This is a genomic window from Mesorhizobium sp. WSM4817, assembly GCF_055811135.1.
In genome coordinates, this window is sequence record NZ_JBVVQQ010000023.1 from 46,721 (window position 1) to 64,973 (window position 18,253).

The 18,253-nt window shown below is 58.8% G+C and carries 26 protein-coding genes; 16 read left to right on the forward strand and 10 right to left on the reverse strand.

Annotated elements, in window-relative coordinates; all coding sequences use genetic code 11:
* Positions 1–240 precede the first annotated feature (240 nt).
* Together AC0L2K_RS26305 and AC0L2K_RS26310 are read right to left on the reverse strand one after the other, a co-directional pair.
* Complete coding sequence (locus tag AC0L2K_RS26305) at positions 241–399, reverse strand: hypothetical protein (RefSeq protein ID WP_473532746.1); 159 nt, start codon at positions 397–399, stop codon at positions 241–243.
* On the reverse strand, positions 399–1,715 hold the full coding sequence (locus AC0L2K_RS26310; RefSeq protein ID WP_287067490.1) for an NAD(P)H-dependent oxidoreductase: 1,317 nt from the start codon (positions 1,713–1,715) through the stop codon (positions 399–401). The genes AC0L2K_RS26305 and AC0L2K_RS26310 overlap by 1 nt, the downstream gene beginning before the upstream one ends.
* 209 nt (positions 1,716–1,924) lie before the next feature.
* On the opposite strand from AC0L2K_RS26310, the gene AC0L2K_RS26315 reads away from it, so the two are divergent.
* From AC0L2K_RS26315 to AC0L2K_RS26335, 5 genes are all read left to right on the forward strand, one after another.
* The gene (locus AC0L2K_RS26315; RefSeq protein ID WP_128247765.1) at positions 1,925–3,160 is read left to right on the forward strand and encodes a TadE/TadG family type IV pilus assembly protein; all 1,236 of its coding nucleotides are present in this window, start codon (positions 1,925–1,927) and stop codon (positions 3,158–3,160) included.
* 5 nt (positions 3,161–3,165) lie between these two features.
* Positions 3,166–3,609, forward strand: a complete 444-nt coding sequence (locus tag AC0L2K_RS26320; RefSeq protein ID WP_287347089.1) for a TadE/TadG family type IV pilus assembly protein — start codon at positions 3,166–3,168, stop codon at positions 3,607–3,609.
* Positions 3,599–4,009 carry a TadE/TadG family type IV pilus assembly protein gene (locus AC0L2K_RS26325; protein ID WP_023800272.1) on the forward strand — a complete coding sequence of 137 codons (411 nt, stop codon included), beginning with the start codon at positions 3,599–3,601 and terminating at the stop codon, positions 4,007–4,009. The genes AC0L2K_RS26320 and AC0L2K_RS26325 overlap by 11 nt, the downstream gene beginning before the upstream one ends.
* A gap of 321 nt (positions 4,010–4,330) precedes the next feature.
* Positions 4,331–5,050, forward strand: a complete 720-nt coding sequence (locus AC0L2K_RS26330) for a hypothetical protein (RefSeq protein ID WP_128175894.1) — start codon at positions 4,331–4,333, stop codon at positions 5,048–5,050.
* A 165-nt stretch (positions 5,051–5,215) separates the two neighbouring features.
* Complete coding sequence (locus AC0L2K_RS26335) at positions 5,216–6,136, forward strand: YihY/virulence factor BrkB family protein (protein WP_473532747.1); 921 nt, start codon at positions 5,216–5,218, stop codon at positions 6,134–6,136.
* 37 nt (positions 6,137–6,173) lie between these two features.
* Here AC0L2K_RS26335 and AC0L2K_RS26340 read toward each other — a convergent pair whose 3' ends face one another.
* Positions 6,174–6,458 (reverse strand): DUF3606 domain-containing protein, encoded by a 285-nt coding sequence (locus tag AC0L2K_RS26340; protein WP_023800269.1) that lies wholly within the window; start codon positions 6,456–6,458, stop codon positions 6,174–6,176.
* A gap of 225 nt (positions 6,459–6,683) precedes the next feature.
* Between AC0L2K_RS26340 and AC0L2K_RS26345 the strand changes: the two genes are divergently transcribed.
* On the forward strand, positions 6,684–6,947 hold the full coding sequence (locus tag AC0L2K_RS26345) for a hypothetical protein (RefSeq protein ID WP_027155567.1): 264 nt from the start codon (positions 6,684–6,686) through the stop codon (positions 6,945–6,947).
* 207 nt (positions 6,948–7,154) lie between these two features.
* On the forward strand, positions 7,155–7,355 hold the full coding sequence (locus AC0L2K_RS26350; protein ID WP_023800267.1) for a CsbD family protein: 201 nt from the start codon (positions 7,155–7,157) through the stop codon (positions 7,353–7,355).
* A 360-nt stretch (positions 7,356–7,715) separates the two neighbouring features.
* Here AC0L2K_RS26350 and AC0L2K_RS26355 read toward each other — a convergent pair whose 3' ends face one another.
* The gene (locus AC0L2K_RS26355) at positions 7,716–7,916 is read right to left on the reverse strand and encodes a hypothetical protein (protein ID WP_036263866.1); all 201 of its coding nucleotides are present in this window, start codon (positions 7,914–7,916) and stop codon (positions 7,716–7,718) included.
* A 317-nt stretch (positions 7,917–8,233) separates the two neighbouring features.
* On the opposite strand from AC0L2K_RS26355, the gene AC0L2K_RS26360 reads away from it, so the two are divergent.
* A complete protein-coding gene (locus AC0L2K_RS26360) occupies positions 8,234–9,127 on the forward strand; it encodes a transglutaminase family protein (RefSeq protein WP_128247807.1) in 894 nt (297 codons plus the stop codon).
* A gap of 203 nt (positions 9,128–9,330) precedes the next feature.
* On the opposite strand, the gene AC0L2K_RS26365 is transcribed toward AC0L2K_RS26360, so the two are convergent.
* From AC0L2K_RS26365 to AC0L2K_RS26380, 4 genes are all read right to left on the reverse strand, one after another.
* On the reverse strand, positions 9,331–9,630 hold the full coding sequence (locus AC0L2K_RS26365; RefSeq protein WP_473532748.1) for a DUF1236 domain-containing protein: 300 nt from the start codon (positions 9,628–9,630) through the stop codon (positions 9,331–9,333).
* A 442-nt stretch (positions 9,631–10,072) separates the two neighbouring features.
* On the reverse strand, positions 10,073–10,312 hold the full coding sequence (locus AC0L2K_RS26370; RefSeq protein ID WP_473532749.1) for a hypothetical protein: 240 nt from the start codon (positions 10,310–10,312) through the stop codon (positions 10,073–10,075).
* Between the two features lie 7 nt (positions 10,313–10,319).
* The gene (locus AC0L2K_RS26375) at positions 10,320–10,565 is read right to left on the reverse strand and encodes a hypothetical protein (RefSeq protein ID WP_027155570.1); all 246 of its coding nucleotides are present in this window, start codon (positions 10,563–10,565) and stop codon (positions 10,320–10,322) included.
* A 237-nt stretch (positions 10,566–10,802) separates the two neighbouring features.
* Positions 10,803–11,486 carry a Crp/Fnr family transcriptional regulator gene (locus AC0L2K_RS26380; protein WP_473532750.1) on the reverse strand — a complete coding sequence of 228 codons (684 nt, stop codon included), beginning with the start codon at positions 11,484–11,486 and terminating at the stop codon, positions 10,803–10,805.
* Between the two features lie 552 nt (positions 11,487–12,038).
* On the opposite strand from AC0L2K_RS26380, the gene AC0L2K_RS26385 reads away from it, so the two are divergent.
* From AC0L2K_RS26385 to AC0L2K_RS26400, 4 genes are read left to right on the forward strand one after another with little or no spacing between them, the layout of a single operon-like run.
* Entirely contained in the window at positions 12,039–12,179 is a 141-nt protein-coding gene (locus AC0L2K_RS26385; RefSeq protein ID WP_287181097.1) for a DUF982 domain-containing protein, read from the forward strand.
* 8 nt (positions 12,180–12,187) lie between these two features.
* A complete protein-coding gene (locus tag AC0L2K_RS26390) occupies positions 12,188–12,436 on the forward strand; it encodes a DUF982 domain-containing protein (protein WP_027155572.1) in 249 nt (82 codons plus the stop codon).
* A gap of 8 nt (positions 12,437–12,444) precedes the next feature.
* Positions 12,445–12,582 carry a hypothetical protein gene (locus AC0L2K_RS26395; protein ID WP_473532751.1) on the forward strand — a complete coding sequence of 46 codons (138 nt, stop codon included), beginning with the start codon at positions 12,445–12,447 and terminating at the stop codon, positions 12,580–12,582.
* 7 nt (positions 12,583–12,589) lie between these two features.
* Complete coding sequence (locus AC0L2K_RS26400; RefSeq protein WP_023800259.1) at positions 12,590–12,688, forward strand: hypothetical protein; 99 nt, start codon at positions 12,590–12,592, stop codon at positions 12,686–12,688.
* Positions 12,689–12,739: 51 nt separating this feature from the next.
* On the opposite strand, the gene AC0L2K_RS26405 is transcribed toward AC0L2K_RS26400, so the two are convergent.
* A complete protein-coding gene (locus tag AC0L2K_RS26405; RefSeq protein WP_473532752.1) occupies positions 12,740–13,564 on the reverse strand; it encodes a class I SAM-dependent methyltransferase in 825 nt (274 codons plus the stop codon).
* Positions 13,565–14,015: 451 nt separating this feature from the next.
* Here AC0L2K_RS26405 and AC0L2K_RS26410 point away from each other — a divergent pair, with 451 nt between their 5' ends.
* Positions 14,016–14,162: a KTSC domain-containing protein gene (locus AC0L2K_RS26410; RefSeq protein WP_473532753.1), complete on the forward strand. Its 147-nt coding sequence runs from the start codon at positions 14,016–14,018 to the stop codon at positions 14,160–14,162.
* Between the two features lie 592 nt (positions 14,163–14,754).
* Complete coding sequence (locus AC0L2K_RS26415) at positions 14,755–15,192, forward strand: VOC family protein (protein ID WP_473532754.1); 438 nt, start codon at positions 14,755–14,757, stop codon at positions 15,190–15,192.
* Between the two features lie 165 nt (positions 15,193–15,357).
* On the opposite strand, the gene AC0L2K_RS26420 is transcribed toward AC0L2K_RS26415, so the two are convergent.
* Positions 15,358–16,149: a DUF1194 domain-containing protein gene (locus AC0L2K_RS26420; RefSeq protein ID WP_128175910.1), complete on the reverse strand. Its 792-nt coding sequence runs from the start codon at positions 16,147–16,149 to the stop codon at positions 15,358–15,360.
* A 402-nt stretch (positions 16,150–16,551) separates the two neighbouring features.
* Between AC0L2K_RS26420 and AC0L2K_RS26425 the strand changes: the two genes are divergently transcribed.
* Positions 16,552–16,836, forward strand: a complete 285-nt coding sequence (locus AC0L2K_RS26425) for a DUF982 domain-containing protein (protein ID WP_128175912.1) — start codon at positions 16,552–16,554, stop codon at positions 16,834–16,836.
* Positions 16,837–17,331: 495 nt separating this feature from the next.
* On the forward strand, positions 17,332–17,631 hold the full coding sequence (locus AC0L2K_RS26430; protein WP_128175915.1) for a DUF1236 domain-containing protein: 300 nt from the start codon (positions 17,332–17,334) through the stop codon (positions 17,629–17,631).
* Positions 17,632–18,253 lie beyond the last annotated feature (622 nt).

Below are 18,253 nucleotides of genomic sequence, written 5' to 3' on the forward strand. Positions count from 1 at the left end.
GGCTTTGCGAGTCAGGCGTTGATATTCAGCCGGCGGTCGATCGACCGGGTGAGCTGCTGCCTGCTGTTCAGTGCAGCAGCGCTCGAAGGTCACAGAATCTCCGTATTCAAACGCTGCGATGCTCAGAGGTAACCGCATGGATCCTAGGATCATGCCGTTACAGTGGCCCAGAAGTGCAGCGATCCAGTGGTCAGATCGAGCCGCATCGCCGTTTCGATATGGTCGTTCCATTCGCCGGCATCAGGGATGTCCCCACAACTCGTTGATCTCATCCTTGATCACAGGCCGGCCGTTCTTGCCCGCTCTGGCTTTGAGATCGTGGGCAATGGCTGCGAGTCGTTTGGCCAGAGGAATGCGTCCACTTTCCCGCTTCAATTCGGATTCACGCGTCTCGATCATTATCCTAATCCGTACAGCATCTCGTCCTGCAGCCGGCGCAAGGCGAACAGCCTGGTGGTCGGGTCGGGCGCGGCATTGGCTGATGTCAGCAGCTCGCCCTTGCTGACCGGCCTCAGCGCCCTGCCGCCTTCGAGCAGGCCGACCGGCACGGCGCGGTTGGCGCGGGCCTCCTCGACAGTCATCGTCCAGGAGCGGTAGCAGGTCTCGCCGATGGCGTCGAATTTCTCTCCCGCCGCCAGATCGCGCTTGGCCACGGCGCAGACCTCGGCAACTGGCCTCGGCAGCGGCACCATGTCCGGCTTGCCATAGAGCGCGATGCGCGCGGCGGTGAGCGGCACTTCCAGCGAGGTCAGATGATAGGGCCGGAAGAAGCTGTAATAGGGTCCATGGCCGATATGCAGATCGTCCATGCGCTCGATGATGCGCGGATGCGTCGCCTCGACGATGACGAACACGCCGGGCGCCACGCCTTTGCCGATGGTGTAGTCGACGACGCCCTTCCTCGACAGGATGCCGCCGTCGGCGCGCGGGATGAGCACCTTGGCCAATTCATCGCGGTCGGCCTTGGGACCGTGCATGCCGGCAATGTCGGGCACCAGCCCGGTGGCGTTGGCGATGGCGCACATCTCGACCATGGTCTTCGAGCCGTCGACGAACTCGACCAGCATGCGCGGGTTCATGTTGCGGCGCAGCGCTTCCGCGCGATAGTCGTCGGGCACGGCGTCGTGGTTGAGCGGGTTGTTCTTGCCCTTACCGGCCGAGACGATGGTGTAGCCGAGTGCTGCGGCGAACTCGATCAGTTCCATGCAGCTTGACGGCTCGTCGCCGGCGCCGACCGAATAGACGACGCCGAGCCGGTCGGCCTGCTGCTTCAGATAGCAGCCGATGGTGACGTCGGCCTCGACGTTCATCATCACCAGATGCTTGCCGTGCTCCATCGCCATCAGGTCGAAATCGGCGGCGACGCCGGGCTTGCCGGTGGCGTCGATGACGACGTCGATGAGCGGATTGGTGACCAGCATCTCGTTCGAGGTGATGGCGATTTTTCCGCTCTCGATCGCCTCGCTGACTTTCGACGGCGTATCGGCCTCCCGTGCCCTCGCCTCGTCGCCATAGGCGATGCGGACGGCATCACGCGCCGTGTGCGGGCGGCGGGTCGAGACGGCGCACACCGAAATGCCCTGCATCAGCATGCCTTGCGTCACCAGGTCGGTGCCCATCTCGCCGGAGCCGATGACGCCGATGCGCACCGGACGGCCTTCCGCGGCGCGCTTGGCGAGATCGCTGGCAAGCCCGGTCAGGGCGACATTGGTCATGCGCAAGTCCACTGCTTTTGATTTGAGGGGGGAATAGCAGGGAACGGTAACCTTTTGCCAACGAAACCGGCAGCCGTCGGCAATTTGTTGCGCATGACCCCGGGAAAAGGAAGAAGCTGGCTCAGTGTCGGCGGATGGCGAGGAGCGCAGCTAACAAATCGAGTGAAAATCTTAGTCATTCCTTTATGCATCGCTGCTTGAATAGGCAAATGGGATGGGGTGGCGATACCTTCAGGCGTTTTTTCAGCTGTCCGCGACGAATCAGCGAGAGCGGCAACGTTGCTATTATTTTTGCCCTGTCTTTGCCGATTGTTGTCGGCGGGGCGGGACTCGGTGTCGAGACTTCCTACTGGTATTACAGCAGCCTGAAGCTACAGGCGGTGGCAGATGCGGCAGCCTATGCTGGCGCTTTGGAAAAAATTTCGGGATCCGACAAGCCAATGATTGTCTCGGCCGCGACACTGTCAGCGATCACGAACGGCTGGGGACCATCGACAGGCACAATCGAGGTCTTCACGCCTCCATCGTCCGGACCGAATGTCGCAAAAAAGGCTGTTGAAGTAGTCGTCCATCAGACGCTCGATCGATTTTTCACATCGATCTTCAGTCAAAGCGCGGTCGGCGCACAGGCAAGGGCAGTGGCTCTTATCACGGACGCGTCAAAAGCCTGCGTTCTGGCGCTCAATCCTTCCGCTTCGAGAGCGGCGCTATTTTCCGGCAGTTCGAATCTCAAGCTGACCGGCTGCTCCGTCATGTCGGATTCAATCGCCGCGGACGCCCTCAAGCTTCAAGGGTCGGCATATCTGGAGGCCGATTGCCTGATATCGGCAGGCGGTGTTTCTTTGAGCAACGTTGTAAAAACCGTTTGCGCGAACCCGCTAACCCAGGCGCTGCCCGCTGCAGATCCTTTTGCCGACTTGCCGGCGCCGCCAGCCACGAATCCTTGTCAAAACGACAATCAGTCGACCTTGCAACCTGGAAGATACTGCAAGGGGCTCAGCTTGAGCGGCAGTGTAACGCTCTCGCCTGGGGTATATGTCGTTGAGGGGGGCGATTTCAAAGCAAGCGCGAACGCAAATATTTCCGGCGACGGAGTCATCATCTATCTGGCCGGCAGCTCCGGCGTCAGCATGAACGGCACGGCCACCGTCAAGCTTAGCGCCCCGACGTCAGGCACCTATTCGGGTGTGCTGTTTTACGGCGACAGAGCAAACCTGGCGGGATCGAACTCGTTTAATGGCACGGCGGATTCGCTTTTGACAGGCGTTCTGTATTTTCCAACGCAGGAGGTTAAATATCTCGGCAATTTCTCGGGCCAAGGTGGTTGCACACAGGTCGTCGCCGATACGATAGAGTGGTCCGGCGCTACAAGCATCAAGCAGGATTGCACGAGCCTCGGAATGCGAGATATTCCGGCCGCGCAATCCGTTCAGCTTGTCGAGTAACCGTCATGGAACGGCGGTCACGTCGGATTTTCCGGAACGATTCGGGTGTTGCTGCGGTGGAGTTTGCCCTGATTGTGCCGATCCTTTGCCTGGTGCTTTTCGGCATCATTGACGGCTGGTCTTTCGTATCAAGCTCGCTGTCGATGCGCGCAAGCGTCAAGACGGCGGCAAATCTTGTGATGGAGGGAGCAACCGACGACGCGGCCACCCAAGCCGTCGCCCTTTCAAGTTGGGAAAACCATCCCGAAGGCGCACAGGTTACACTGGGCCGGAAATACATGTGCGGAAGCACCGTGGTCGATGCATCGAGCCTGTGCAACGGGGGGACGAAAGCTCCCTCGGTCTTCGTGGAAATAAAAGCGACGGCGACCTGGTCCCCGCCCTTCATTTTTGGCGCGTTTTCTCTTTCTCGCGAGATCGGCCATCAAGAGGTGATCCGTGTCCGCTAAGCGGATCGCGAGAGCGTTCAGCCGTGATGCATCAGGCGGGACTGGGCTGGAATTCGCGCTGATCGCACCTTTTCTGATAATGCTTTTGTTCGGTATCTTCGCATTCGGCTGGGCTCTGAATGCCATGTCCAGCGTTCGCTATACGCTGGAAACGTCCTCACGTGCGCTGCATTTGAAGAACTCGCTGACCGAGGCCGAAATAGAGGCCATAGCCACAGAAAAATTGCTGGGTTTGGGATTGAAAGATGTCGATGTGACGATAGCAATCGACCCTCCCAGCGGCGGCTTCCGCATGGCGCATCTCACGGCCAGATATGCTTTCGTGATCGAGTTCCCGTACTTCGACCAATATCCGATCAATTATGCGACAACTGTCACAGTTCCGTTGGTTGGATCGTGAGAGCGTCCAACAGCGCCTCTACGCAACAGGCGGTGGGGTGTCGATCGATTAACACCGCCGCAGGGTCGATGGCGGCGATCGGTGGCGTGAGCGAACGGGTCGTCGTCGCTACAAAGGCACGTTTCTGGACAGGACAGCCATCACCGCGCTAGGCCGGACCAGGCTCGTCACGCTTGCGCAGTCATGCCGTCAGAGCGCCGGCAAGCGGCCGGGCATCGGGCGCGGCATGCGGAGCGGCAACTTGACAAAGGCCCAATCTTTCAAATTGAGTGAAATCACGATCAATAGAGAGTCGGTGCGACAGACATGGGCGAGACAGACATGGCATGGAGCGAAAGAAAGACCGGTTACGGCAAGGACCATTATTTCATTCAAATGGGCCTTGCGCTGCTGGTGCTCGTCTTTCTCATCGCCCTGCCGCTCGCCTTTCTTCCCGAAGACATACGGAAGTTCTACCTCAGCGAGGGCGGTCCCATCGAAGTCTTCTCGGCCGCCGGTTACCTGATCGTCGTGGCGACGCTTGTGCGGGAAATGTCCTATCGGGAGCTGCTCAAGCGCTGGTATCTCGTTGCCATCTCGATCGCGATGTGCCTGCGCGAGCTGGATTTCCATGCGCATTTCACCACCCACAACATCACCAAGACCACCCTCTACATTTCGCCTGACGTTCCGCTGTTGGAAAAGCTGATCGGCGCGACGGTCGTTATCGCCCTCGCCGTTGCCTTCTATTTTCTCCTCAAAGACGGCCTCCGTAGCTTTGTGCACGGGCTTCGCCACGGCGAGGCGACTGCCGTTGCCATTGCCGCCGCTATCGGTTGCGCCGTCCTTTCGAAGGTCATCGACGGGGCGCCGTCAAATCTCACATTTCTCGGCATCCATCTTGCCCGGAACGATACCTCGACAGTGTTCGAGGAAATCCTCGAATTGGGGATTCCGGTCTATCTGGCCATCGCGGCATTCGCGGCCTTCCCGACGCAGGATGGTCTCACAAGAAGAGCCGCGGGGCAGGTCGCGCCAAACAAGCCGGGATCCGTCACCTGATTGCTCTGCACAGAGGATTTGGTTCTTCGACTGAGCCTGAAAGGGACTGTGAGCGGTCGCTGCCGAGCGACCTCCAGCTCCCAATCCTATAGAGGTTTGCGACCTGCCACGGTCTGGTCCGCCGCGGCACTGCCTCTATTTGCTTGAGAAGCAGGCGAGGCAAACATGTGGGATGTGGCGAAAGAGGGCTGGACGCTCCTTAAGGAGAGCATTGTCGGCTTCATCAATGACAATGCCTTGAGCCACGGCGCAGCGATGGCGTTTTATGCCACGACCTCGCTTGCGCCGATCCTGCTCATCGTTGTCGCCATCGCAGGCATGGCCTTCGGAAACGATGCCGCACAACTGGCGCTTTCGGCCCAGCTGGCGGGCCTGATGGGTCCGCAGAGCGCCGAGCTTTTGCAAGCGACAATCGAGAACGCGTCACAAAAAGAGGCGGGAACTCTTGCCAGCATTTTGGGGCTCGTCACGCTGTTGGTTGCCGCATCCGGCGTCTTCGGCGAAATGCAGGTTGCCCTGAACGAGATCTGGAAAGTCAAACCGGTTGGCACATCGATTTCACGGCTCGTCCGGGCGCGCGCTGCCAGCCTGGGTCTCGTCGCGGCGCTTGGCTTTCTGCTGCTGGTATCCCTCGTCGTAAGCGCTGCAATTTCGGCGCTTGGCGATATCATCAACGCATATCTGCCCTTTGGCACCCTCATCCTGAGCGCAATCAACGGGATCGGGTCGTTTGCCATGATCGCCCTGTTGTTTGCGGCAATCTACAAGATACTGCCCGACCGCGCGCTGCAATGGCGCGACGTTGGCTTCGGCGCCGTAGCGACGGCGTTTCTCTTCACGATCGGCAAGTCACTGATCGGCTGGTATATCGGGACCAGCGCCATCGCTTCGTCATACGGGGCAGCCGGTGCACTGCTCGTCGTGCTGCTGTGGGTCTTCTATTCGTCCGAGATCTTTCTGTTGGGCGCCGAATTTACACGAGCCTACTCGGTTCGATATGGCAGCCGGTCCGACCTGGAGGCGACCATTGAAGCAAGTAAATCGCAAACAGAAGCCGGCGACGGCGGCCAGGATCGAAAAGTCTAAAACGAAGTCGTCGGCTAGATTGTTTTCCGCAGTCCGCTCACTGCGTCCCTAAGCCATTTCCAGCATCAACACTGGCGCTGAGACGCCCGGCGCGGCGCCCCGAGGCGAGCATGGCCTTGGGGACATCCGGTCGGAGCGACGCGCGAAGCTCCTTCGCCGCAGCCACCAGCCTGGCGCGGTTGCTTCCATATCTCTTGATCAACTGATGGACTTGCGCTGGGGTGATGCCGTTCTGTCGGGCAAAATGCCTTACCATATAAGCTTCGCTGCCGGAGATCCGATCCCGGTGGCGGGGATAGAGCTTCGCCGCGTCGGCTGTCATGCTTACTCTCCTTTGGTCACGTTTGCTCACGATGTACGATTGGCCAACGCAAAACGGGCGAATTCGTTGCCGCATGCGACACCAATGCAGTTCGCTTTTTCGCCGCAGGCCCGAGCGCCCGGCCAAAGCAATCGGGTCGAAGCACGTATCTGGTTAAGTCCATACGTCGATTTTTCGAGACTCAGCCCTCAGGCACGCGCATGATATGGGCAGGGAGGAAAAGCCATGCGCGAATTGCCAAAGAGCATTGACGCAGACGTTGTAATCGAAATCAGCAGGTTGCTCGACGACCGTGCGAAGTCGGCACCAGTGCCAGTCCACAAGCTTGCCTCGATGATCTCGAATAGTCTCGAGACCGATCTGCCGACAGCTTCCATCGAAGAGTTGATCGTTGAAATGGCCATGACCCGCCAACTTCCGATGCTGTTCGATCTGCCGGGGGCGGATGCAGACAACGTCATATCGATAGCCTTGGCGCGCGCCAGCTGATCCGGCTGAGGGACCTTTCCGGCGAGTGTGATTTCAAGACGCGGATCGTTCCCGTCCTGCTCCAATTCGCCCCGCTGGCTCCGGCCGGCGGCGTGTTTGCCGCGTCGCCAATGACAATCGTCATCGGCAATAATCGTCATGGCGATCCGCTGTTTGGGAACATGTGGTGTCCAGTTGCATTTCCTCTAGACAACAAAGGAGGAATTCATGAACTGGGATCAAATCAAGGGAAAATGGATGCAGTTCAAAGGCCAGGCCAAGGAGCAATGGGGCGACCTTACCGACGATGACCTTGATCGCATCGAGGGCAATCGTGACCAACTCGCAGGACGCATTCAGGAGCGGTATGGAATCGCCAAGGAAGAGGCAGAGCGCCAGGTAGACGACTGGTCCAGAAGCCTCACCTGAGTCTTCAATATCCAGGCTGCGCCGTCGATCGGCGCGCCTTCGTCGTCCTAGCTAGGGCGAAGCAAGGAGCGAAGCGACGCGGCGCAGACCTAGGATCCATGCCGTTACCTCAGAGCGTCACGACGGTGCAGAACCGTTGATGGCGGAGGGAGGCGCCCCCTCTGTCCTGCCGGACATCTCCCCCCTTGGGGGGAAATCGGATGTCGGGACCGCTTTCGCCAATCTCGACGCCGCAAAGAGGGCGCCCACAGTGACATTGCCAATCTCCCCCCTTGTGGGGGAGATGTCCGGCAGGACAGAGGGGCGCTGCCCCGCCAGCATCAAAATACGATCGCCGCGACGCCCCGATGTCACGATCGGCTAGCGCGCCGATTGTCTCTTGGCTTGCACGGCGACGGCGGTGAGGAAAGCCGTTGCGGCAGTATCGCACGCCGCTCGGGACGGGCTATAGGCGAAAAGGATCAGCTCGGCAGCCCTTGTCGTAAGGCCGTGCTTTTTAGCGAAAGCAGTTATTTCGTAAGGCTTGTCGTGGTCTATGGCCAGTTCGTAGTCTTCATTCATTGCTTCCTCCCGTTTGCGACGTTCCTCGCCTTGGCCCCTCCGCGGCGCAAGGATTAACTTCCCCGGTCTTGAGAGAGTCTACCAATTAGAGATTGCAAAAGGCCTGCGGCGCAAGTCCGCTGCTTTTTTCGCGGCCATGCTGCCGACAGAACCAAGAACAGCGGGCCAGCATGGATGATCAATTCGGCGCTAGCCGCGCCGATCTGTTCATCAGTCCGCCTGATACGGCCGTCTTGAGGGGCAGCCCCATTTTGTCCGCTGCACATCAAAAAAGATTATATGATGGCGCTGATATCGCAGGTGGTCGACGCAAGCCAATGCCGATCTTTTCAGTCAAGCACACGACCGTCTATCGCTATACGCAGCCGGTGACATTCGGCGAGCACCGGCTGATGTTCAGGCCGCGCGACAGTTTCGATCAGCGTCTTCTGGATCACGCCCTGTTAGTCGACCCCGAGCCGAAAGAGATTGGCTGGATCCATGACGTTTTCGGAAACTGCGTTGCCGTAATCGATTTCAACGGCTCGGGCGACGAACTGCGTTTCGTGACAGACATTCGGCTCGATCACACGCCGCAGCATGCGCCCGATTTCCGTATCGATGACGCAGCACTCAGCTATCCATTTTCCTATGATCCCGACGAGGCAACCGACCTCAGCCAAACCATCGAGCGCCATCACCTCGATGATGGCGACGAGATCGGCAAATGGGCACGACAGTTCGTGAGCGCCAAAGGGCGCACCGAGACCGGCAAATTGCTGATGACGCTTTGCTACGCCATCCACGAGAGCTTTGTTTATTCGCGTCGAACTGAATCAGGGACGCAACCGCCTCTGATGACCTTGCACCTGCGTCGAGGCACATGCCGAGACTTTGCGCTGTTCATGATGGAAGCGGTTCGTTCGCTCGGTTTTGCCGCCCGGTTTGTGACCGGTTATGTCTATGTGCCGAACCGCGACAGCGGTTCTGTCGTCGGCGGCGGGTCGACGCATGCCTGGTGCCAGGTCTATTTGCCTGGCGCGGGTTGGGTCGAGTTCGATCCCACCAACGGCATTGTCGGCAACCGGGATCTGATCAGGGTGGCTGTGGCCAGGCATCCCGGGCAAGCCATCCCACTTTCGGGAAGCTACTGCGGCAGCGCGTCGAGCTTTCTCGGCATGACGGTGGAGGTCAAGGTGGTGAGGGAAGCCGGCAATCACCAGCATCGATAAAAATCAGCATCTTCCAATATATTCGGAACTGTTCGCGGGAGTTTGCTCGCCGGTGTCTGTCGGGATTTTACGCTTTTCGCAATTCACGCCGTTGCATGACTGTTCCAGCGCGATATTGCACCTTCTATCTCTGCCATCGGCATATCGGGAAGGCGCCAGCCCGCCGCGCCTTTCGGCACGACGGGCTTCAGCGTGGGGTCACGTCAGTCGTAGACCTTCACAATCTTGCGGGTACCTGGATCGACCAGGACAGTTCGGCCATCGATGACGACGTAGCGGTACTGAACGTCCGGCACCTCGTAAAGCTCGACTGTTTCGGGCAAAGCTGTGCCGATGTTGAGTTCGACGCCAGGAAGGCTGAGTGATGCTACCGGTTTCTTTTTCACGTATTCGCGGATCACGGTGTCATGCTCGGGTTGAATAATGACGTCCTGAGCGGCAGCGGCGCTGACACCGACGAGCAGAAGCATGCCTGCCGCAGCCAATGTAAGGTGCTTTCCCATAATAGCCTCCAAGCAACCTTTAGCTGCGGTGCTTGATTGCTACCGCGGCGGGTTGCCTAGTCATCTCAACGATGCGGAGCAATTCTTGTTCCACCGGCGGTGCGCGAACCGGCTGCCACGGCCTATCAACACCGAAGTTTGGCGGCGCTCGCGAACGCCCGCTCAAGGCCTGGTTTTTTCTTGAGGCGGCGCGCTTGGGACCGGACAATCAGGCTGTGGCCATTTTTCACACGCAGAGGGCCTGTCGCCGGCGTCGCCATAACGTTCCACGAGTTTTGCGAAGCCGTAGGCGAAGGCGGTAAGCAGCGCCAGGATAACCACTATGCGAGCGGCCATACGGGACTATAGCAGGCTCCCGCTTAGGATTGACCCCAGCATCAGCTGTGCGAGGCGACTGCGCGAACCCGTAACGCCACTATGCTGCTACCCAAAGGCGTCTAGCTTAGCTAGTTTCCGTCCAGGGGGCCGCATCGAAATCGATCGCAAATCCCGCGTCGATGGCGCTTCGCGCAATGAGATCGCCAATTTGCCAATCCGTGAGTTCGCAAAGTGGAAACATCTTCCTCACGGCGATGCTCACTTCGACTATCGAGACGCTCGGATTGTCGACATGATTGATCAGGTAGCGGACAATCGCTTGCCGAACATCCAATGAATTTGGCTTCTGCAGCGGCGCGGACATTTCCGGCCTACGAATGGAGCCGTGGTTCCAGGCCATCGGCTGTTTTGGCGTCGAAGGCAACGGGCACGCCGTGCACTACGCATGCCGCCGCCAGCATCTCCTCCAACTCGTGGTTGGTGGCCTTGCAAGCCGGCATGAGTGTTCGAATGGCGCGGATCGCCTGCGCGATCGAGAGATACCGAGCCTTGCCTCTGGAAAGGACATAGGCCTCCGCCGCGCCTTCAACCGTGACTGTGTGAAAAGTGTGGCTCATCAACAGTTCCTCCCTGCCAACTATTCGACTTTCGTCTAACATGCTGCGGCCTTCAAGCATATGTCTGATATCGGACAATCAGGCGGAGCGCGTCGCGTTTGACCCTGCCCATGCGACGCGCTTTAGGATGTTGTTTTTATGCATGTCGTTATCGCAAAACCGCTGCACACGCTCGGGTCAGGCCCTGGGTCAGGTCCTGGGACAGTCCCCGAGGGGCATGCTTGTGCGCGACATGCATTAGCCGAAGTGACGTTGCTCCTCGTCGCCATAGGCGCCATGTGTGAGCTTTATCATTCCGGCACGGTCGACGATCGTGATCTCGCCGCGCCTGGCGTGAACCAGCCCCCGATATTCCAGCATTTGCAGGGCGGTGGTAACCCCGGGGCGCCGAGAGCCGAGCATGGTCGCCAGAAATTCATGCGTCAGGTGGATCTTGTTTCCCTCGGTCCGGTCGTGGACCATCAGCAACCAGCGGGCCAGCCGTTCCTCGATCTTGGAATGGCCATTGACCAGTGCCGTCCGCGACGACTGGACAAGGAAGGCGTGGGCATAGGCAAGCAGCGACGCGCGAAGCGACTGGCTCTTTGCCACCTCAGCACGAAGATTCTCAACCGGCAGGCACCAGCCATTGCCTGCGACCTGGATGTAGGTTTCGTTGGGAGAGCTGTCCTGGCCGAGAATGACGGCAACGCCTGTCATGCCATCATAGCCAATGATCCCGACCTCACTCTGCCGCCCCCCAGTCATGGTGGCGACCACCGAAGCGATACCCGCCTCTGGAAAATACACATGCTCGATCGGCTGATACGGCACCTCCAGCTGGGCTTTGAGGTCCAGTTGGACATGATGCATTGACGGCCGCAGCAGCGCGAAATCCTCTGGGGAGAGGGCTTTCAACACACGATTGCAAGGAAGGGACACGGCTCTCTCCCGGACGGGCAAGAGCACGTACCCTCTTACTGTCGGCTGCATCCGCAGCACCGGCGGCCGATATCGAAGCATAGGCTGCAAACACGCGATTGGCAAAACCTTCGCCACCCGCGGCCGAACTTCAAACTGAGACAAGGTGGCGGCGGTCGATCCGGCGCACTCGCGCATCCCCGCGCGCTGGCCCCGCGCAGCTGCGCACAGGGCGGCATAGAAGCCCTTCCAGAAAGCCTTGAAACTGGTGCTGCGAGAGAGGATTGAACTCTGATTTTTTCTAATAGAATCAACTGTTTACGAGCTTTTTGTAACACTGTGACGTTCATCAAATGACCCAGGCATCAGATCGAACGCTGAGCGGCGCGAAGCGACTGGCATGACCCGGAAATGAGAGCCGGTCAGAGAACTCGATCGAGCCGCCGCTGTGATCTCGCCTCTACCAAACAAGTGAGCATCCCCTAATTTATTCATCATGAGACTCCTCTGGTTCTCTCCCTCCGTCTACGTGAAGGCGAAACGTGTCGAGGGAGCCGCTCAGGAACTCGTGGCGTGGGACACAAAGGCTCGAAATGGACGAAGGCGGTCCAATCATGCGTTGACGCGTTCGAGGGCAGAGTGTCCCCCCAAGAGGTCCGTGAAGCCTTTGATGCGGCGGCCAAGGAGGCGACCGTATATCTCTCGCCTGAGTAGGAGGTATCATGGCAACCCTTTGGTTCGTCCCTCCGGTGTTCGTGAAGACTGAAACGGAAGGGGCCAGGCATGGCTGCAACAATGCGAGGGCAGCCCTTGAGCAGCTCAAGACGTGGACCCGGAGAGGACCTCACTGGCACAAGGCGTGGACCCTCTGCCTGTCAGCACTGGAGGGCGATCCGATTGACCCTCACGTGATTCGAAAGGCTTTCGTGGCTGCCGCTAAAGAGGCGGAGATGTATCTCTCGCCTGAGTAGGAGGTATCATGGCCATCCATTGGTTTCACCCTCCCGTCAACATCGAGACCGACCGACCTGGGCTCACCTACGGCTGCAACAATGTCGAGGGAGCCGCTGCTGAATTCATGAAGTGGACCAAGCGGGGACTATGTGGAGGCAGTTAAGGCCTGCATGGCCGTCCATGATGGCGAGCGCACGCCCGACGACGTAAGGAAGGCCTTCGAGGTTGCTGTCAAGGAGGAGGGGCTGCTACGCTCCTCCTCTAATTAGGCTCACTTCCGTGGGCGCTGTTGAACACCGGATGCCGCACAGTGAGCTGCGCTATTTGCGTGCGAGCACGACGTGAGCCTCTTGGGCGAACATCAGCTCCCCTCCAGTTGAATAGATTGCCAGCGAAGAACTTACATCACCCATAATCGCTGCGATGACTGCGTCGCGGTGTCCGGCATCCATTCCGCTGACCAGCCCTGCCTGCGGAGTCGCTGCCAGCTGTAGTCGCACATATTCCTTTGACGAGGGGAATCGGATGTTCTGTGTCGTCGTGTGGATGGTCACCTGACGAAATCCCGCCCCGGCCACCAATCGGTAAAGCTCGTCCGCATCGGCTAGTGAATGCTCGGACCGTTTCGTTGCCGAAGCGCCTGGACCGAGGTGTCGATCCAAGGCGTCCACCAGCGCCTTTGCCGCAGGAGTGCGCTCAATAGCGCTGAAAACGCTTAAGGCCAGTCGGCCGTCAGGCACCAGCACCCGGAACATCTCACGTAGCGCACTCGACCGGTCCGGGAAAAACTGCAGTCCGAGCTGGCAAAGAACCAGATCGAAGGTGGCGTCAGGGAACGGCATTTCGAGCGCGCTTCCCTCGTGCCAGTCGATACGCGGTCCAGCGCCTGTCGGGAGGGATCGAGCAACGGCAAGCATGCCCGTGTTGATGTCGAGGCCGACGACCTGCCCACTTCCCATACGCTCGGCCGCCAAGCGTGCCACCACGCCGGTGCCGCAAGCTACGTCCAGAACCCGCTCACCAGATTGAGGCGCAGCACGATCCACCAGGTCGGCAGCCCACAGGGCTGTGATTGCCGGGACCAGGTAGCGCTCGTAGAGTTCCGCGGCGCTGCCTTGCAGCTGCCACTGCTCCTGCTCGGCCATAGCGTCCCTCCCGCACACGAGCCGCTCGGCAAAAGGCTCGATCGGCGCTTTTAAGCAGTCATCATAAGCGCGTGTCTGTCAAACAAGCAACCGGGCCAACCGCCGGTTGGTAGACGCGACGCAGCCGGCCGCCTAGGATTTTTCCACGATCCGCGAACCGGGCAAATCCCGACCCACCCGCGCTCGGTGACCGCTTGATCGCCCCGTCGCTCTCCTGTGCGGCGGGTTTTTTTGTTTCCTATGGAACACCGGCATAGGCAGGACGTTCGCCTCCTGCAGCATCTTCTGTGCTGCGAGACCGGTGTCCCCTCCCGATCAGCCCGCGTCCCTCCCCTCCGTGGGCGCGGGCAACTTCAGATGGACGCTCTCCCTGATTGGAGTAGTCACGTCATGCCGTCGACCTCGATACACAAAACGGAATCCGGAGCGCAAAGTCCTCTCGGTGTGGTTCGTGGCCAGCGGTAAATGCTACCAGTTTGAGGACGTGCCGCCGGAGACCTTCGCCGAGTTCCAAGCCGCCTTCGCCAACGGCCGCTTCTTCAACGGCCACTTCCGAAATCACTTCGGCTACCGTCCGGTTGGACCCGCGGTCGACTGAGCAGCATCAGCGGACGATCTCTCTTTTGGCAGGGATGCGGCTCATTCGTCGCGGCCGTCCGGCCAGCTTTTGCGAGGGCAAGGTCGGACATCGGAACGAAAGGCGGATTCGCGAATTTCTACTACTAGATAATCGGAATCGTCGCCCATGAGGCTCGCGACCCTCCACCTTGAAACTGCGAGATACGGCGATGTACATCGCGCGGAAAGGCTCGCGCGGTTGAGGCAGCAAATGATCCGGCACATCAAGCGCACTGACGCCTCGGCTCAAAAAGTCGAGCAAGCGCTGGCTAGTTTGGCCGAAGCAAACGCACCCATGGACCGGCTCGCGCGGCATCAGTAGGGCCGCGTTCATGCGTGCCTCCGCATCGGCACGATGTGCGGCGGGTTGTTCGGTTGCTGCATGTGGCGTTCTCACCACATCCGTTTCGTGATGCCTGTCCTTAGCCCCGTGGGGCCGCAGAATTGTAGACATGTGGACACGACCGCACGTCCACATGTCATCATCTATCGGTGTTGGGGGCACCTCAAGCGTCCGCTGTTAGACTGGGCGACACCTTGTAGATTGGAACAACACCCTGGAGATTCGAAACATGGCGCTCAAGCGGATGGACAACGTAGGAATCGTCGTCGAAGACCTCGGAGGGACGATCGATTTTTTTCGCGAACTCGGCCTCGAGCTCGAAGGGCGGGCCACGATCGAAGGAGAATGGGCCGGACGTGTCACTGGACTGGGCGATCAGCGTGTCGAGATTGCCATGATGCGCACACCGGACGGCCACAGCCGGCTCGAGCTCTCCCGCTTCCTCACGCCGCCTGTCGTCGCAGATCACCGGAACGCCCCGGTCAACGCCCTAGGCTACCTCCGTGTCATGTTAGCCGTGGACGACATCGACGAGACGCTTGAAAGGCTCCGCACGCGCGGCGCGCAGCTCGAAGGCGAAGTAGTCCAGCATAAAGCCTCGTATCGGCTCTGCTACATCCGTGGGCCTGAAGGGCTCCTCATCGGACTAGCCCAAGAACTCAGCTGAGCGCAATACGAAGACAAATGGCGAAGAGTGACCAATGCCAGCGAGCGCGTCCGAGGCCGACCCGCCTGTTCGACGTCCATCCCTCCACGGTCGGTGGCGTTCTCGCTAAGCACGATTAGGTCGCCAACCCGGGCTGGGTCGCCCGCGAATGCCGCCGTCAGCAGCCTAAAAGCGTGTCTCGCTGGATATGGAACTTACTTCTCGGACTAGCTTGTTTATTATGGCCCATTGGAATTCAGCCGAGCTGTCGGCTGGAATGATAAACGAGCCGGCCCCCCCGATAACGTGCCGCTCATAATATTCCGCAGTCGTCTCACCATTTTCCACTTCCGCGCCTATCGGGAGACCGTTGATTACGATGGCTTTCTGAAGCGCTCTCTGGCGGCTTTCCTCAAGTGAAGATCCGTCATTGTTTGTTCCGTCGCCTGAGATATCGATGACCCTGCGCAACGTCGGGACAGGAAGTTTGTCAAACGCATCAACAGATACGTCAATGGCGTATGAGATCGACGTTTTCGCACTGTGCGGATCACGGTATTGGCCTTGCGACTTTTTCCGGATTGCTTCCGCGATAACCGACGCATCATTCGCGTCAGAGAGAACGGTCCAATCCAGCCGCGTTTTTAAGGAGCCGCGGCTCGACCATTCGACAAAAGTGACAGCGATCTTGCCGTGCATACCCTGTTTAATCACCTTCAGCACGGTCGATGATTCCAAAGCAGCCGCGTAGCTCTCGCGTTGTAGCGTGGCCTCTATCTGGTTGATGGAGCCGGACATATCGGCCGCAAGGACGATTGCGACATCGACTACGTCGACTCGGTCATCGAGAAGAAGCTTCTCGCGAATCTCACAAGGGCAAAGGTCGTTCGTATAAGAATTGCCCTGAACAGGCTGGTCAGCGATCAGAAGCGTTCTTAACAATCCTGCGCTCAGCACAGTAAAGGATAGGACTTGCATCTCCGACCTATCCTCATAAAATTGTGGGATTTGCTTATGCTGGTCGCAAACTTTAATTAAGTCTCAAACGAACAAAACAAAAGATCAACTTAGAGAGACTTGGCCCCTAAATTGTCACACCCTCTATATTAGCTCTACATAATCTTAAGAGTCAACAAATGCTGGAAGGGCAACCGGAGCGAGTATCCCCTTCCACACATGCATTTATTCGCAACGTGGGCATGCTGCCACGAAACGGCGCCTCGCGCCTTTGCTCGACCGCATTGACGTCCTGGATCTTGGCGGCGGTTAAGGCCTGCATGGCCGTTCGCGTCGGGCAGCGGCGCCCTGAATTCACGATGATGATGCAACCACCGCCATATCTTCGCGTTTAACCGCCTTCACTCCTGGGGAGCGACGAAAGTGACGGCGTTTGTCCCGATTACAATCTACCTGAATCACAGGCCGATGGTGGTCGCGTCGATAGCCGACGCTGCGAAAGCGCTTCAGCAACCATGGCCATTCATGGACAAGCCGTCCCGACTTGAAGCAGTCCGAATGATCGAGGAATGCCTGGCCGGGCATTGCAGTCACCAAGCTGCGTTCGATGCCTTCAAGGCGGCTGCAAGTGAACAGCGCCTTCTTAAGCGAAGGCCTCCAAGCGAAGGCCTCAGGCAATTCGACGGGGTTGCCGAAGATCTGATGTGAGGTGATGCCGCCCGCGCGACCTTAAACCGCTGACAGGCCTCCTGAGTGGACTTGGTCAGCCGCATGGACCACCCGCCAAATCGAGGAATGGCGGGTAGTCCTTTATCAACGCAGGAAGGGACTTAGCTGCGCAGATGTCAATTCGTTCTTCGGTCCAATCTTCAAAGTCCGGCCGGTCCCTAGCTAACGATTATTTCAATCGCCAGGAACGTGATGGAGACTGCGAAGACCGGAGCGAGTAACCAGCGGGCTTCGTGAACACTATTTTCCATCGGGTTCTCCAGTGAACTCGCAGCGAGCAACGACTGTGCGCAACGGCGGTTCCGGGTGTCCCGCCATGGCCGGCCATTACCGCGAAACAGGTCAGACTTAGGTCCCGCCGCGCGTCAGACCAAAGCCCAGCAAAAGGAACATTTGCAACAGCATGAGGTTTGGGGAGCCTGGCGCGCGAAGACGCGTTCAGCGGACCAAAGCTCACATAAAGGAGGCACACTTATGAGAATGCGTCTTTCCACTGCAGCCGCGGGACTCCTGCTGCTGGCAGGTATCGGCGTTGCTGCGGCTCAGGACGTCATCATCGAGCCTGAACAGGAGACGGTCATCAGGGAATACGTGAAAAAGGAGCCGCTCGCATCGGTGAACCTCCCTGGAGTGGAGCTCAATATCGGCTCAACCCTACCCGAGACGGTCGAGCTCCATGAAGTCCCTAACACCAAATACCGCACCGTTGTCGTCGACAATCGGACCGTTGTCGTTGACCCGGGCACACGCAAGATCATCAAAGTCATCGAATGACCTAAGCGACTGCGAGGTCAACCCGCCGTGCCGAAAGGCGCGGCGGGTTTTTGTTTCTGGGGGAACACGATCCGGCGACAATCGTTCGGGTCGGTAACAAAACGCCATACCGTCAGATCGAGGACAACAATGCGGGAAAGGCAAGGCTTAACCGACAAAGAAAAACACGACCGACAGGAGCGCACGTCGGATGCTGCACGGGCATTAACAGACATTGAGCGCGTCGCACGAGATGCAAAGACAGCTCGGCTGCGGGAGCAACGACTGAAAGCCGAGACTGCTCTTCCTGCTGCATCGGCACCGAAACCGAAGAGGAATTCGAAGACCAAGAAGTCGTAGATGGCACGCTGCACCTGCGCCCTACAATCAGCCGCGGTCCTCTCCGCAGGCCGCGTGAATCGACGGCCGATGTGCAAAGGTCGAGCGTGGAATGCTGTGCGATTTGGGGTGCGGGATTTTAGGCGCTTGATTACTACTCAGCGTATCGTCTGCGGCAATGCGATCCAACAGCTTACGGGTGCCAGTATTAGGCGGCGGGCATCGTTTATCCTCTGGCGAAGATCATCGATATCTGCTCGCGCGCGACCCTCATTCAATCGAGCCGCTTCTATTCAAAATTGTC